The sequence below is a fragment of the Dawidia soli genome, from assembly GCF_018598185.1.
In the GTDB taxonomy this organism is placed as follows: domain Bacteria; phylum Bacteroidota; class Bacteroidia; order Cytophagales; family Cyclobacteriaceae; genus Ohtaekwangia; species Ohtaekwangia soli.
Window position 1 is genome coordinate 50,189 of record NZ_JAHESC010000042.1, and the last position, 14,808, is coordinate 64,996.

Here is a 14,808-nt window from a genome sequence, read left to right on the forward strand (position 1 = left end):
CTGTTATAACGCACCGGGGAAGATCTGGTTCAAATGATGTTTGAGGTGGCGTATATAATCACTCGCCAGCCATTCGAGGGAGTGCAACGACGCCGAGCCTTTGCCGGTATTGCAGGTAAGCGTATAGCGTTGGGACGGCATGTTGCCGATGAGGTGGGCTATCCGGTTGTTCAGCAATTTCCACAACAGGATCAGCTCTTCGCGTGGCACCTGTTGGTAGCCCTGTAAGGCCACCCATTGATCCTGGTCGTAAACGATATTGGGGGGAATGTTTTCGTATTGTGCGCAGATAAACCGGCGCAGGTTGTTGTGCGCCGAGTCACACAGGTGACCGAGTATTTCTTTTTTACTCCACCGGGCAGGGAGAGGTTTGTGTGTAAAGTCGTGTTCGGGGATCTCGCGGAGGCGATCCGAGAAGGCATGAACAAGCTGGAGCAGCTCGGTTGCTACAGCGTCCACGCTTATTTCTTTTCGGTTACGCGTTCCAGGTTAAAGAGCTCGTGCAGCATCTCGGAAAGCGACTCTGCATCGCCGCGTTTGCAGGCAGCCTTCAGCTGGAGCACCGGGTACTTCAGGATCTTCTGCATCAGCGAGCGGCTCATCTCTTCCAGTTTTTCGGCTTCTTCCGGTTTCGCATTTTTCATGTAGCGAACCAGTTCCTCCTGGCGGATCTTTTCGAGCGTATTCTTTAGCTTCTGGATCGTCGGAGAGACGATCATTTCCTTGGACCAGTCTTCAAACTCGGCAATGGTCTCCCGGATCATCTCGCGGATGCGCGGGATGGAAGCTTTCCGTTTTTCAACGGCTTCGTTTGTTTTTTCCTGGATATCGTCCAGGTTGTATACGATCGCACCGGGGATCTCTTCGATCGAAGGCTCGATGCTGCGGGGCATCGACAAGTCGATAAAGAATTTGTGCGACAGGATCTTCATGTCTTTCAACAGCTCGCGGGTAACGAGCGGCTCGTTGCCGGAGACGGAGCTCACGACCACGTCGGCCTTGGCCAGCTCTTCCTGCAGGAGATCGATAGAACCCGCGCGGAAACCACACTTCTGCGCCAGCTTTTCGGCCTTGTCCGCGGTGCGGTTCAGGATCATGACATTTTGCAGGCTCGAATTGACCAGGTTCAGACAGAAGTCCTGACCGATCTCGCCTACGCCCAGCAGCAATACCTTGGGATCGCGCAGCGACATCGTTACGTCTTCGGCCAGTTCTTTGGCTGCGTAGGAGATGGAAGCGGCACCGTCGCGGAAAGAAGTTTCCTGTACAACACGTTTGTTCAGGAAGAAGATGGTGTGCATGAGGCGGTGCAGGAACGGGCCCGCCATGTTTTCATCGGCGCTCCACTGGTAGGCGTTTTTTACCTGCCCCGAGATCTGCAGGTCACCCACCACCTGGGCATCCAGGCCGATCGCTACTTCCAACAGGTGGTTTACGGCCTGCAGGCCGTCCAACAGGGTGAAATGCTGTTCAAAACCAGCCTCTATTTGTTTGATGAGGGCAAGCCCTCTGAAAATTTCTGTGGAATAGTCCTTGTCGGACACGTAGTAGATCTCCGTGCGGTTGCAGGTGGACACCACCAGCACATCCGTCGTTACCGCATAGTCACGAATGAAATGCAAAAACTGTTTGACCCCTGCCTCATTCAACGAAACCTGCTCGCGCACGGCCACAGGAGCGGTTTTGTAGGTCAGTACTAATGCTTTAAAATTCTGTGTCATTTTCGAAGTACAAAAGTAAAACCTGATTGAAGATCAAGCATGATAAATGTCACTCGTTATTTAATTTAGAATTTGTATAAATAGATTGAACTATCATCAGATCAGTCTTTTACGAGGCCCATGCGCTTTCGGTTTTGACGTTGACGGATTATATTTCCATCAGGGATCGCCGCGCGCTTCCGACCCCGGTCAGGGTGTGCTCACAAGACGATACTTTGTGCGTCGGGGCTGCCTGCCAGTGTAAATAACATCTTCCGTCAACCGTTAGTTGCCATGAAACAGCTGAAACACAGCTTCCGTTCCGCGCTAGGTTTTTCACGTGCACAAGCCAGCGGCTTTGTCCTGCTGATCGCCCTGGTGTTGGGGTTTGTTTTTTCGGGAGCGCTGTACGCGCCGACACCGCAGGCGGCGGAAGATCCTGAGGCTGTGCGTGTTCTCGACAGCTTGCTGGCCTGTTGGAACGACGTAGCGGCCGATAGCGCCAAAATAAATACGCGTCCTTTTCGTTTTGATCCCAACAAACTTTCGATACAAGAACTGCAAAAGGTGGGATTTTCACCGCTGCTGGCGCAGCGCATGGTGCGGTACCGCCAGGCGGGCGGAGTCTTTCGCAGCCGTAAAGACCTGTTGCGGATCTACGGCATGGACACCGCCGTATACCGGCGGCTGGAGTCTTACATTCAGCTCCCGGCCGGGCGCCCTGCGCCAAAACCGAAGAAGACCTGGCAGGCGTACCCGTCGGTGGCGGCCCGGAAGGCAACGCCTTTTGACCTGAATCTGGCCGATACGGCGCAGCTGAAAAAGATCTTTGGCATCGGCGACAAGCGGGCCATGCGCATTGTGGCGTACCGTGAAAAGCTGGGAGGCTTTGTGACGGTTGCGCAAATTGGGGAAATTTATACCCTCGATTCGGCTGTGGCGGGGCGGCTGGCGCAGGCATCGTTTGTGTCAGAGAACTTCCGGCCCCGGCGGATCGATATCAACAAGGCCGGCGAAAGCGAGCTCGCCGCTCATCCGTATTTATCGAAGTCTGCCGCCCAAGCCCTTGTGGCTTATCGATTTCAGCATGGAGAATTCTCGACCCTTTCAGATCTTGCTAAGATACAGGTCCTTGATACGAAGACCATTCAGAAAATCGCACCATATTTGGAGTTCCAAATATACCATCACCCGGCACCGGACACGGACCAATAAACGATAGTACTTAGTTATTTATAGCTTACAGCGCGGGGAACTGCCCCTATACACGACACATGCCAGAGAACACGAAGCATATTCTTCAAACCTATCTACGCAGGCTCACCAACCTGTCGGGAAACAGCCGTTCATTATTGCTCCTGCGGTTGCACGCCGAGCAGCTGATGGACCTTCATACCCTCAGCTTCCTGGCCGGCGACCGCTCGTTTGAGATCATACGCTCGCTCATGAGCGGCCGTGGCCGCAAGATCGCCCAGGTGCTCGACAGCCGGATGGAGGCCAACAACGAAGCCAGTAAAAAGCTTAAGAAGCTGCAGCGCATCGACCAGTTCTTATACGAGGAACGTGGCTCGAACGACCTGCACGTAGGCTGGCCCTTTGTACACGGTAAGTTCTCCGACGGCACGAGTGTGCGTTGCCCGTTGCTATACTTCCCCGTATCCATCGTACAGCAGGGAGCACACTGGGTGTTAGAGCCGCGCGCCGATGCCGGTATAACCTTTAACAAGTCGTTCCTCCTGGCGTATGCATACTATAATAAGGTAACGCTCGACGAGAACCTGGCCGAGGCGGCGTTTGACGACTTTGATACCGACAGCACGGTGTTCCGCACACAGCTGTACCAGTTGCTGCGCGACAAGATCGAGCTCAACTTCAACTCCGATAATTTCCGCGACGAGCTGATCGCGTTCCAGGAATTTAAGAAAGATGAATTCGAAGCGACCCATCATAACGGCGAGCTGAAATTATACCCCGAGGCCGTGCTGGGTATATTCCCGCAAGCCGGGTCACAGCTCGTGCCCGACTACCTCGCGCTGCTGGAAAAAGACAGTATTGCCGACCTGGAAGATTTCTTTGCCGGCAAGTCGTCAGAGGCAGAAGCGCCGCGTGTGCGCGAAGAGAATCTGTATACGCCCTTTGTGCTCGATGCCTACCAGGAGGCCGCCATCAAGGCGGTGAAGCATGGCCGCTCGATCGTCGTGCAGGGCCCTCCGGGTACCGGCAAGTCGCAGCTGATCTGTAACCTGCTGGCCGACGCGATGGCGGCGGGCAAACGTGCCCTGCTGGTATGCCAGAAGCGTGCCGCATTGGACGTGGTGTATAAGCGCATGCAGGATGCCGAGCTGGGCGACTTCCTCGGACTGATCCACGACTTCCGCAACGACCGTCAGGAATTGTATTCGAAGATCGCCCGCCAGATCGATCACATCGATACCTATAAAACATTAAACCGCGGTGTCGATGTCATACAGCAGGAGCGACGCTTCTACCAGGCCAGCCGCCGCATCGACCAGATCACAGAAGAGCTGGACGACTTTAAAGCCGCATTGTTCAGTGACACGGAGTGTGGCCTTTCGGTCAAGTCCCTGTACCTGTTGTCCGACCCGCATGCGCCATCGGTCAACCTGCGGTGGGAATACCCGAACTTCCGCTTTGAAGACCTCGATGTCTTTGTGCGCAAGCTGAAGCTCTATGCCAATTACGCCGCGTGGTTTGAAGGAGACGACTACCTGTGGCGCGAGCGCAAGTCGTTTGCCGGCTACCGACCTGGCGACGAACGCACGATCGAACAGACTGTCTACGACGTCGTCAATTACCAGAAGCAGCTCTCGCAGGAGCTGTACCGCTTGCTGGGCATTACCATGAACCTGGAAGACTGTGCTTCGCTGCGCGTGCGCGAAGACGATATCATGGGCATGATCACGGTGTTGAAGGATGACGAAGTATACCAATACTTCCAGGCCATGATGCCGGAGAGCGACGACGAGACGAGCATGCTGTGGCTCTCCAACATGGAGCGCGTCAGCATGAACTGTTACCACGACGAAGCCCCCGAAACGACGGTCCCGAGCGACCAGCTGGGCATCTTCCAGGAGGCATTGCAACAACGCATGGACGCTCGCAGCAACATCATACGGCTGGCCCGCTGGGAGCTGTTCTCGGAGAGCAAGTTCCTCGTAAAACGGGTATTGGTCGCCAACGGACTGGCCTATAACAGCACGGGATTGAATGTGCTGGAGAAGCGTATCGACAGCCGGCTGAACCTGGAGCATCACTTAACATCGCTGAAAGCTAAACCGTGGCTGATCAACCTGCCGGTCGGGTACGACCGTGTAACACTCAAGAAGTGGTTCGAGAAAAAGAAACTGGCCATCCGTGCCAAGCTGGTCTTTAACAGCCTGCGTGAATTGCGCGAGGTGGTGAATGTACATAAATATACCCGCGCCGAGTTTGTCGACCTCATGCGGCAACTGCTGCGGGCCGTCAGCGATGTGCCCGGCAAACGTGCAGCCTGGCTGGAGTATCTTTCGCCGTACCAGCTGCGTCAGCTGATCCTCGACCCGTCGCTCGCGGCGCCGATGACCACCGCGCTGCGCAACGACTTTGATAACCTCTGCGACTACGACAAGCTCAAGGAAGAACTGGTGTCGCACGAACGCGAGGTAATCGACAAGCTCTACGAAGCCACCCAGGAGTGGGACGCTCCCCGACTGGAGGCGCTCTTCCGCAACAGCCTGGGCCTTGCCTGGATCGATCACATCGAAACGAAGTATCCCGTGTTGCGCAGTGTGTCGTCACTGCAGATGTACCAGCTGGAGACGGAGCTGCAGGCCCTGGTGGCCGAAAAGCAGAAGCTGAGCGAGCAGATCCTGGTGGTCCGCGCGCGCGAGCGGGTATATGAGGGCATCATTGTCAACCGGTTGAACAACCGTGTGACGTACCGCGACCTGCACCACCAGGTCACCAAGAAGAAAAAGATCTGGCCCATGCGCAAGGTCATCTCCACCTTCGAAGAAGAGCTGTTCCAATTGATACCGTGCTGGATGGCTTCGCCCGAGTCGGTGTCGGCCATCTTCCCGATGCAGGAGCTGTTTGACGTGGTGATCTTTGACGAAGCGTCGCAGTGTTTTGCCGAGCGCAGCATACCGGCCATGTACCGGGGCAAGCAGGTAGTGGTAGCGGGCGACGACCAGCAGCTGCGCCCCAACGAGCTCTACCAGGTGCGTTGGGAAGACGATCGTGAGACGCCCGACCTGGAAGTAGACTCTGTGTTGGAGCTCGCGGGCCGCTACATGCGCACCGTGCACCTGCAGGGCCACTACCGCAGCCGGTCGCTGGAGCTGATCGATTTCTCTAACCGCCACTTCTACGGCAACCGCCTGCAGCTTTTGCCCGACCGGAACTATATCAACCGCAACGAGCCCGCGATATCGTATGTAAAAGTAGACGGCGTGTGGGAGAACCAGGTAAACCCCGTGGAGGCGGAAGCCGTGGTGGAACAGGTCATGACGCTGCTGCAGCAACAGGCCAACAAAGAGATCGGCGTGGTGACGTTCAACGCCCCGCAGCAAACGCTCATCCTCGACCTCCTGGAAGCTGCCTTACAACGCGAAGGCCGCGCCATGCCCGCGTCGGTGTTCGTCAAAAACATTGAGAATGTGCAGGGCGATGAAAAAGACATCATCATCTTTTCGGTAGGCTATGCGCCCGACAAGAAAGGCAAGATGATGATGCAGTTCGGCAGCCTGACACAAGCCGGTGGTGAGAACCGCCTGAACGTGGCGGTAACGCGTGCCCGCGAGCGGATCATACTGGTGACCAGCATCTGGCCGGAGCAGCTCAAGACCGAGGAGGTGAAGAACGAAGGCCCGAAGCTGTTGCAACAATACCTGGCCTTTGCCCGCGAGGTGGACCAGCGGCGCTTTGTGCCGCAGAACCACTACCCCGTACCGGAAGAGACCAGCCCGTGGTACCTCAAAGACCAACTGCGCCGGTGGAGCGCCGAGCGCCTGGGCGACATAGCGTTCCAGACTAATGCCCTGCCGTTCTCGGATGTCAGCATTCGCCAGCAGGACCAATATACCGGCATCGTGCTGACAGACGACGTACGGTACCAGCAAAGCCTGTCGGCCAAAGATGCGCACGTATATACGCCGGCGCTGTTGCAGCAGAAGAACTGGAGCTACCGCACCGTTTATAGCCGTAACTTCTGGAAGGACCGCGAGCGTGTGGAATACGAGCTGATGTTACTGGCGGGCAGCCGGCAACCGGCGGCTCAATAAAAACGGGCCGTCCAGCGGCGTGACCACTGCAGGCCGGCTTCGAGTTGCTCGATGCCTTCTTTCGCGGTGAGCTGCTGGTTGTGGCTTACGCTGTCGGCAATGCCGCACCACGGCTCGATGCAGACGAAGTCCGCGCCGGGCGCGGCCCACAGCCCCATATAGGGAAAGTCGGTATAGGTAAAATCCAATCCATGCGGATGTTTGTCGCACCGCAGCGAGATCACATCCGACCGCAGATCCTTTAATACGATCGCATCGTTCTTAAACAGCGCATGCTGCAGCGTCACGCGATTTGTATTCTGTAAAAAGGGCTGCGGTGTAGTCTCGATCAGTCCTTGTGCGCTGATGGGCCAGCGAGGAGAATCTTCTGTCAGCGTGAACGCCAGGTAATGATCTTCATACTGTGTACCATCTACCAGCGGCGCACGGAAGGCCGGGTGGGCACCGAGTGAAAAATACATCGGCGCGGCGCCTGTATTGGTTACCGTATAGGCTACCTGCAAGGCATCTTCCAACAACACATACCGAACGCGCAGCTCGAACGGAAACGGATAGCGGGCCAACATCTCGTCGTTGCTGCGCAGCAGGAACACGACACTGTCGCTAGTGTGTTCTTCTACGGCAAAGACATGATCGCGTGCGAAGCCGTGGCGCGTGAGCGTATAGGCTTTGTCATGGTAGTAGTACGTATTGTCTTTCAGCGTGCCGACGATGGGAAACAACACGGGCGACGTCTTGCCCCAGAAGGCCGGGTCACCGCTCCACATATACTCCAGGTTGTGCTGGCGATGGTGGATGCTGTATAATTCGGCGCCTTTTTCGTGGATGCGGACCGCGAGGTGTGTGTTCTGGATAGTAATGCTCATGACAGGATAAAGGGATCATTTTGTGAGTAGCAGCCGGATGCCCGCCTCCAGGCCGCGCAGCTCGGCCAGGCCACGCAAGCGGCCGATGGCGGAATAACCGGGATATGTTTTTTTCTGAAGGTCGTCCAGCATTTGGTGGCCGTGGTCGGGACGCATCGGCAGCGATACGCCGCGGCGTTGCTGCAGCAGCACGATCTCGCGCATGACCTCAGGCATGTTGGCGTCACCCTCCAGGTGGTTGGCCTCGTAAAAGTCGCCCTTATAGTCGCGTTGTGTGCTGCGCAGGTGCAGGAAGTGAATGCGGTCGCCGAGGCGGCGCACCATGCCCGGCAGATCGTTGTCGGCGCGCGCGCCGTAGGAACCCGTGCAGAAACACAAGCCGTTGGCCGGCGAGGGCACCGCGTCCAGCAACGTGGTGGCATCTTGCTCGGTGCTGACGATGCGGGGCAAGCCTAAGATCGGATACGGCGGATCGTCGGGGTGTATCGCCAACTGTACCCCTGCGCGGTCGGCCGCCGGTGTTACCTCTTTCAGGAAGTGAATAAGGTGCCCGCGCAGCCGGGCGGCGTCGATGCCTTTGTATTTTTCGAGCGCCGCCAGGATCTCCGGCGCGGTAAACGGGTCGTCGCTGCCCGGCAACCCCAGCGTGGCATTGTGAAAGAGCTTTTCACGCTCGGCGTTGCTCATGCCGTCAAAACGCTGGCGGGCGGTTTCGCGCTCGGCGTCGGTATAATCTTTTTCTGCGCCGGGGCGCTTGAGGAGGAACAGGTCAAAGGCAATAAAGGCGGCACGCTCGAAGTATAACGCCTTGCTGCCGTCGGCCATGGGATAGGAAATGTCCGTGCGCATCCAGTCCAGCACCGGCATGAAGTTATAGGTCACCACGCGCAGGCCGCAGCGACCCACGTTGTGCAGGCTCTCCTTGTATTGCTCGATGTATTGTTGATACGGGCCGGTCTGGCGTTTGATGTCTTCGTGTACGGGCAGGCTTTCAATGACCGTCCAGGTCATACCGGCCTGTTCGATCTCAGCCTTGCGTTTTTCAATTTCGGCCACGGTCCATACGTCGCCTACGGGAATGTGGTGCAACGCCGTCACCACCCCGGTGCAACCGGCCTGGCGTATGTCGGCAAGGCTGACAGGGTCCTTCGGACCGTACCAGCGCATCGTCTGTTCGAGCATCATGCGGATAAAGGTAATTGTTATTCGTGAATTGTTCTTACGGTGCGACCGTGCCGATCACGTCATTGTACACGGCCTTGGGCTGTAGTTGCTGGTCAAATAACAGAGGATAGTTCTTCCGGCCTTTTACCGGGTACTCGTCCAGCCAGGTGTGCCGGTCAGACACATTCCAGAAGGTCACGCCGGTAATGACGTTTTTATACTCCCGGAAAATGTTAAACACACGAGTGTACTGCTGCCGTTGCTGCGCCTCCAGCGCGGGGGTAAACGCATCGGTTTCGTCGGCGCGGCGCGCCCGCGGGAACTTCTCCCACCGGTAAACCGATACATCCAGCTCGGTAAACTGCACCGCGAGGTTGAGTGACGAGAACCGGTTGAGCGCCGCGCGCAACTCCTTTTCCGAGGGCTCGAAGATGGACCAGTGTGCTTGCAGCCCTACGCCGTGAATGGGCACACCGGCGTCTTTTAATTTTCTGAGCAGGCGGTAAACACGCTCCCGTTTCTCGGGGCGCTCGGTGTTGTAGTCGTTGTAAAAAAGCAACGCGTCGGGGTCGGCGTCGTGAGCGTACTCAAACGCTTTGGCGATAAAGTCTTCGCCGCAGATAGTATACCAGGGCGATTCGCGCAGGAATTTAGTGCTGTCGTCGGCAATGGCTTCGTTCACCACGTCCCAGGCGTAGACCTTGCCGCGGTAGCGGCTTACCACGGTGGTGATATGCTCGCGCAGGCGTTGCAGCAATACGTCGCGCGTTACCGTCTTGCCGTCGGCGTCGGTGAACAGCCACGGCGGCGTTTGCTCGTGCCAGCAGAGCGCGTGACCCCGTACTTTCAGTCCGTGTTCCTGCGCAAAGCGCACGATGGCGTCGGCGCCTTCCCACGCGTAGCGGTTTTCTTCCGGATGGATCGGGCCCATCTTCATGGCATTCTCGGGTGTGACGCTGTTAAAGTGTTTCAGGATCAATGCCGCCTCGGGCCCTTGCAGGCTGCGCGGCGACACCGCTACGCCGATAGGATAATACCCCTGAAAGTGGTCTTTCAGGCCTTGATCGGTTGCCGGCCGCTGGGCCTGCACGCGTAGGAAGGACAGACAGCTCACAAAAAGCGCGAGCCGCAGAAGCAAAGAAAAAGAAAGTGTAGTCATAAGGATGGGGTTATTCGTTGGAGGTGTTGGGAAAACGATAGCTCTCGGGCGGGCCCAGGTAGGAGGCGGGCACGTTGTTGCCGACCACGATCTTTTGCAGCACCACACCGGCGTCGACGCGCCAGAACTTCAGTACATGGCGGCCGGGGGTGAGATTGTGCGAGGAAGTACGGATCAGGATGTTGTCACCGACGGCTTGCTCCCAGGCGGCCTGCGAGAAGTCGGCATGCAGGTTGACCAACCGGGGAGGTTCGTCGTCAACGGATACGGCGTAACGAAGGCCGCCCGTGTTGTGAAAATCGAGCGTGGGCGATAAATAGACCGACACGGTAATAGCGCCATGTTGGCGGGTGTGGAAGGTATATTCCAAATGTGGCGCGCCCGGTTTGCCGGGTGCGGAGGCCGGCGCCGTGACCGGCAGGGTGATGACGCCGGCATCGGTGCGTCCCAGGTTGTGGATGACCTGCCAGTGTATACCATCGCCGGCTACCGCGCGGGTGAAGTGCGCAGCTTCCATAGCGGTATATCCACCGCTCTCTACAAAACCCTCCGCGATCTCTCCCTTGGATAACGATTGTTTTTGTACAAGGGCCTGTATGACGACCGTGGCGTCGCCCGGCCCCCGGATGGTGACCGGAACACGGTGCAAACCTTTCGGAGCTTGTTGCCAGTCCACGCTGACCCAGAGACGTTTTTCTGTATCGATCGTACCCTGTGTTTCCGATAGCCGGATATACTTCGCGCCAGCCTCGACGGTATAGGTAAACGGTACGCTGCCGCGGTTAAAGATGTCGACGGCATAGACCGGCTGCTGAAAAGAATCAAACACCGGCAGGACAGCCTGACGTTTCTCCTGTGGCCACCAGGCAGTGTCGCCTTCTATCGCAATGCCGAGCGCTGCGGTCTGCAATGGCGTGATGCGTTTTAGAACCGGTAGCACATCGTGCTCGGGCTGTTGCCAATAGGTGTAGCTGATGTGCGTCTGGTCCATCATGTGATTCCATTTGCCCCCGGCCAATACGCGGTTGTAGTAATAGGAGCAGGCGGAATCTTCGGCGAACAAGGCGATCACACGGTCTGCCAGCGCGTTGGTAGCGGCGCGACCTTGTGCCGCATAGCGATGATTGCGCGCAGTAGTAATATGAAGGGCATTCAGAATGGCGCTGGCCCGGATGGGGTGAAGTACCAGTTGGTAGTATGCATCCTGGTGCGTGGCGGGCAGTTGTTGGGCAAGCGTTTCGGCTTGCTGCGTAAGGGCCACATAGTCTGCCTCGATGCGCTCGGCCTCACGATAATTTGTCAGACTATATGTCCCGGGCGAAAGCAGCTCGGGTTTCCGGCGGGCGTTGTACTTTGTATACGTATCCAGTAATGTGGCAATCGCCCGGGCGTGTGTCGGACCGAATTGGCGGGCCGCCCACTGGCGCGTATAGTCTGCCAGTGTAGTGGCATTCCAGGCGGTGGGATCCCAGGCATAGTCGAGAAAGAACTCCGTGGGGAGCTCCATAGGCTTCAGGTCGCCTACATTTACGATCCAGAGCTTCGTGGCGCCATGGCGGTATGCCAGGTGCATTTGCTCCCACGTGCGTTCGAGCTGATTGGTGTTGAGCCATTTGTAGTTGCGCGGACCGCCGACGTAATCGAAGTGATAATAGATGCCGTAGCCACCGGTCCGCAGACTGTCGCCCACCGGGGGCAGCTTGCGCAGGTTGCCCCAGTTGTCGTCGCATAGCAACAGCGTGACGTCGTCGGGCACACGCATGCCCTTGTCGTAATAGTCTTGTACTTCTTTATAGAGCGCCCAAAGCTGTGGCGTGCGCGACGGGTCTTTGCCGGTTACCGTGTGCAGGATCTGGCGCTGGTCGTGTACGATCTTTTCCAGCAGGGCAATGTTGGTGGATTCGCTCATGGCCATGTCGCCGTCGCCGCGCATGCCCATCGATACGATACTTTCGCGTGTGCCCATGCGTTTGACACCTTCGGTCCAGAAGTGACGCAGGGTGGGACCGTTGGTTTCGTAGTTCCACGGCCCCTGGCCGCCTTTCCGCCATTCGGCGTGTGCCCGCATCATCGGCTCGTGGTGTGTCGTGCCCATCACGATGCCATAGCGATCGGCAAGCGTGGGGTTGAGCGGATCGTCGCTGTTGAAGCTGGCCCACCACATGGCCGGCCACAGGTAGTTGCCCTTCATGCGCAGGATCAACTCAAAGAGGCGCTCATAGAATGCATGGGTAAAGCCGCCATACTTCGCGACAGCCCAGCGGCCCAACGCCGGCTCTTCGTCGTTTAGAAAGATACCCCGGTATTGTACGGCCGGAGGGCCTTGTGCGTACCGGCCCGGCGTGATATAAAGTGCGGACCGTTTTGCAATCGGCACATCCGCCCACCAATACCAGGGCGACACGCCCAGTTGTTTGCAAAGCTCGTAAATGCCGAAGATCGTACCGCGTTTATCACTCCCCGCGATCACCAATGCCTGGTCCACACCCGGAAAGGGTTTTTCGACCGTTTGTACGACGAATGACTCCCACTGTGCTGCGATGCCGGTAACATCCAGCGTACCGCGTTCCACCAGGTCATTGATCCACGGGCTTTTTCCGATCGTGCCGGCGACAACCACATGCCTCGCTGCCGGAGCAGCATCCATCGTCAACACCGGGTGGCTGCCTGTTACCTGGTATAGATCCTGGACAAGTGCTTCGGCCGCTAAGACAACACCGGCGTGATCATCGTGGCTGACATAGAGCGGAGCCACTGTGCCCGCCGCAAATAATGGAAAGCTACCCGGTATATTTTCCGAACGGACATAGCCATCTTGTGCCGCCAGGGGCGAGCATACGATCATGCAAAACAGGGTAACGCTTTGCGGAAGAAGAATATGGAGGAGCCTCATGAAAACGAATTTCCTGGATTGGAGAAGATAATGCAACCGATTGCATTTAATTATTTTATAAAAGGTGATTTTTAGATATATGAGCAACATATTTTCATATGAAACCGATTTAACAAATGAAGCCTTTCGGACCGTATTCAGGAGGCTTTTTCGGCTTTTCGGGGCAAGTTGGTCGCCAGGCTTTTTTTCTCTCGCGACTTCTCGTTAACTACGCAGTACGACATCACTCATGAGCGGACCCCACAAAGAGATCACGATATACGACATTGCCGAGGCACTCAGCCTTTCGCCGGCCACGGTCAGCCGTGGCCTGAAAGACCATCCCGCCATTCGCAAGGACACGCGCAAGCGCATTCTCGACAAGGCGCGGGAGATGGGCTACCAGCAAAACATGTTTGCCAGCAACCTGCGTCGTGCCCGCACCAACACCATCGGCGTGATCGTGCCGCGCCTGAACAGCTACTTCATGTCGGTGGTCATTGCGGGCATGGAGAAAGTGGCTAATGCCGCGGGGTATAATCTGATCATCAGCCAGTCGGCCGAGTCCATGAAAAAGGAGGAGACCAATGTGCGGACACTCTATAATAGTCGTGTTGACGGTCTGCTGGTGTCGGTGGCGTACGACAGCGATAGTCTTTCGCACTTCAACCTGTTCCTGGATAAAAGTATACCGCTCATCTTTTTCGATCGTGTGCTCGACCACCCGCAGTGTACCAGCATTGTCATCGATAATTATAAAGCGGCATACGAAGTGACCACCCACCTCATCCGCCAGGGCAGCACGCGCATTGTGCATGTCACGGCCCAATCGAAAGGCGCGGTGTATGCCGACCGGCTGCGCGGCTACCGGCAGGCCCTGCGTGACAACGATCTGGCCTTTGACGAAAGCCTCGTGCTGGCGGGCAACCTGAGCGAGCAGGCCGGTGCGGAAGCCGCCCGTGCCATCCTGGCCATGAGCCCATTGCCCGACGGCGTCTTCTCGGCCAACGACTCCTGCGCCGTAAGCTGTCTGCGCGCCTTAAAACAAGCGGGTATAAGCATACCCGGGCAGATCGCCGTGGCCGGTTTTAACAACGACCCGGTATCAAAAGTAGTGGAGCCGAACCTGACGACGGTAAACTATCCCGGCGAGGAGATGGGCGAGCTGGCAGCCTCTACGTTGATACGCCGCCTGGATCGCCTGGAAGGCGCAAGCCTCAACACCATCGTGCTCCGCCACGAGTTGGTGGTGCGTGACTCCACCTTGCGTAAAAAGCCTTGATCAGAACGGATAACCGATCGCGATGTTGAAGATCAGGTTGTCGCTTCGCCACCCCGGCTTGGTAAAATCAATATCGTCGATCACCCACTTCCACCGTTGGCGCGCCAGTGTTTCATCCCTGGTCGGGACGCCGTGTTCTCCTTTTTCTTCGGGATATAGAATCGCCTTGCGCAGGGGGAAGGCAATATCTAAACGCAACACAAAAAAGCTGAAATCCATACGGAAGCCCACGCCGGTGCCCACGGCAATTTCATTCATGAACGATTTACGGCGGAATTCCCCGCCTACGCGCTTTGCTTTGTTCAACTCCTTTTTGCCGTCGATGATTACAGTGTCCGGGTCTGAGCGCATCAACCAGATATTGCCCGCATCAACGAACACCGCACCCGTGAAAGACTTGATGATATCAAATCTGTACTCGGCGGTTGCGTCCAGTTTCATGTCACCACGCTGGGCGATAACAAAGGCCTTGTCGAGCTCCAG

The 14,808-nt window shown here is 56.9% G+C and carries 10 protein-coding genes; 3 read left to right on the plus strand and 7 right to left on the minus strand.

The features are described from left to right. Positions 1 to 3 precede the first annotated feature (3 nt). Positions 4 to 459, minus strand: a complete 456-nt coding sequence (locus KK078_RS23325) for a DinB family protein (protein ID WP_254092735.1) — start codon at positions 457 to 459, stop codon at positions 4 to 6. Positions 460 to 461: 2 nt separating this feature from the next. Beyond that, a complete protein-coding gene (gene hemA / locus KK078_RS23330; RefSeq protein WP_254092736.1) occupies positions 462 to 1,721 on the minus strand; it encodes a glutamyl-tRNA reductase in 1,260 nt (419 codons plus the stop codon). Between the two features lie 273 nt (positions 1,722 to 1,994). On the opposite strand from hemA, the gene KK078_RS23335 reads away from it, so the two are divergent. Further along, positions 1,995 to 2,915: a helix-hairpin-helix domain-containing protein gene (locus KK078_RS23335; protein ID WP_254092737.1), complete on the plus strand. Its 921-nt coding sequence runs from the start codon at positions 1,995 to 1,997 to the stop codon at positions 2,913 to 2,915. A 59-nt stretch (positions 2,916 to 2,974) separates the two neighbouring features. Then, positions 2,975 to 6,982 carry an AAA domain-containing protein gene (locus KK078_RS23340; protein WP_254092738.1) on the plus strand — a complete coding sequence of 1,336 codons (4,008 nt, stop codon included), beginning with the start codon at positions 2,975 to 2,977 and terminating at the stop codon, positions 6,980 to 6,982. Here the strand turns inward: KK078_RS23340 and KK078_RS23345 are convergent. The 4 genes from KK078_RS23345 to KK078_RS23360 are packed head-to-tail and all read right to left on the minus strand — an operon-like array spanning position 6,976 to position 13,064. Further along, the gene (locus KK078_RS23345; protein WP_254092739.1) at positions 6,976 to 7,848 is read right to left on the minus strand and encodes an aldose 1-epimerase family protein; all 873 of its coding nucleotides are present in this window, start codon (positions 7,846 to 7,848) and stop codon (positions 6,976 to 6,978) included. The two genes, KK078_RS23340 and KK078_RS23345, sit on opposite strands and share 7 nt — an antisense overlap. A gap of 15 nt (positions 7,849 to 7,863) precedes the next feature. Continuing rightward, positions 7,864 to 9,033, minus strand: coding sequence for a mannonate dehydratase (gene uxuA, locus KK078_RS23350; protein ID WP_254092740.1), 1,170 nt, complete (start codon positions 9,031 to 9,033; stop codon positions 7,864 to 7,866). A 34-nt stretch (positions 9,034 to 9,067) separates the two neighbouring features. Continuing rightward, positions 9,068 to 10,171 (minus strand): endo-1,4-beta-xylanase, encoded by a 1,104-nt coding sequence (locus KK078_RS23355; RefSeq protein WP_254092741.1) that lies wholly within the window; start codon positions 10,169 to 10,171, stop codon positions 9,068 to 9,070. A gap of 10 nt (positions 10,172 to 10,181) precedes the next feature. After that, on the minus strand, positions 10,182 to 13,064 hold the full coding sequence (locus tag KK078_RS23360) for a glycosyl hydrolase 115 family protein (protein WP_254092742.1): 2,883 nt from the start codon (positions 13,062 to 13,064) through the stop codon (positions 10,182 to 10,184). Between the two features lie 229 nt (positions 13,065 to 13,293). On the opposite strand from KK078_RS23360, the gene KK078_RS23365 reads away from it, so the two are divergent. Then, on the plus strand, positions 13,294 to 14,325 hold the full coding sequence (locus tag KK078_RS23365; RefSeq protein WP_254092743.1) for a LacI family DNA-binding transcriptional regulator: 1,032 nt from the start codon (positions 13,294 to 13,296) through the stop codon (positions 14,323 to 14,325). Here the strand turns inward: KK078_RS23365 and KK078_RS23370 are convergent. Next, positions 14,326 to 14,808, minus strand: a 483-nt coding sequence (locus KK078_RS23370; RefSeq protein ID WP_254092744.1) for a BamA/TamA family outer membrane protein, incomplete at its 5' end; no start/stop codon positions are given.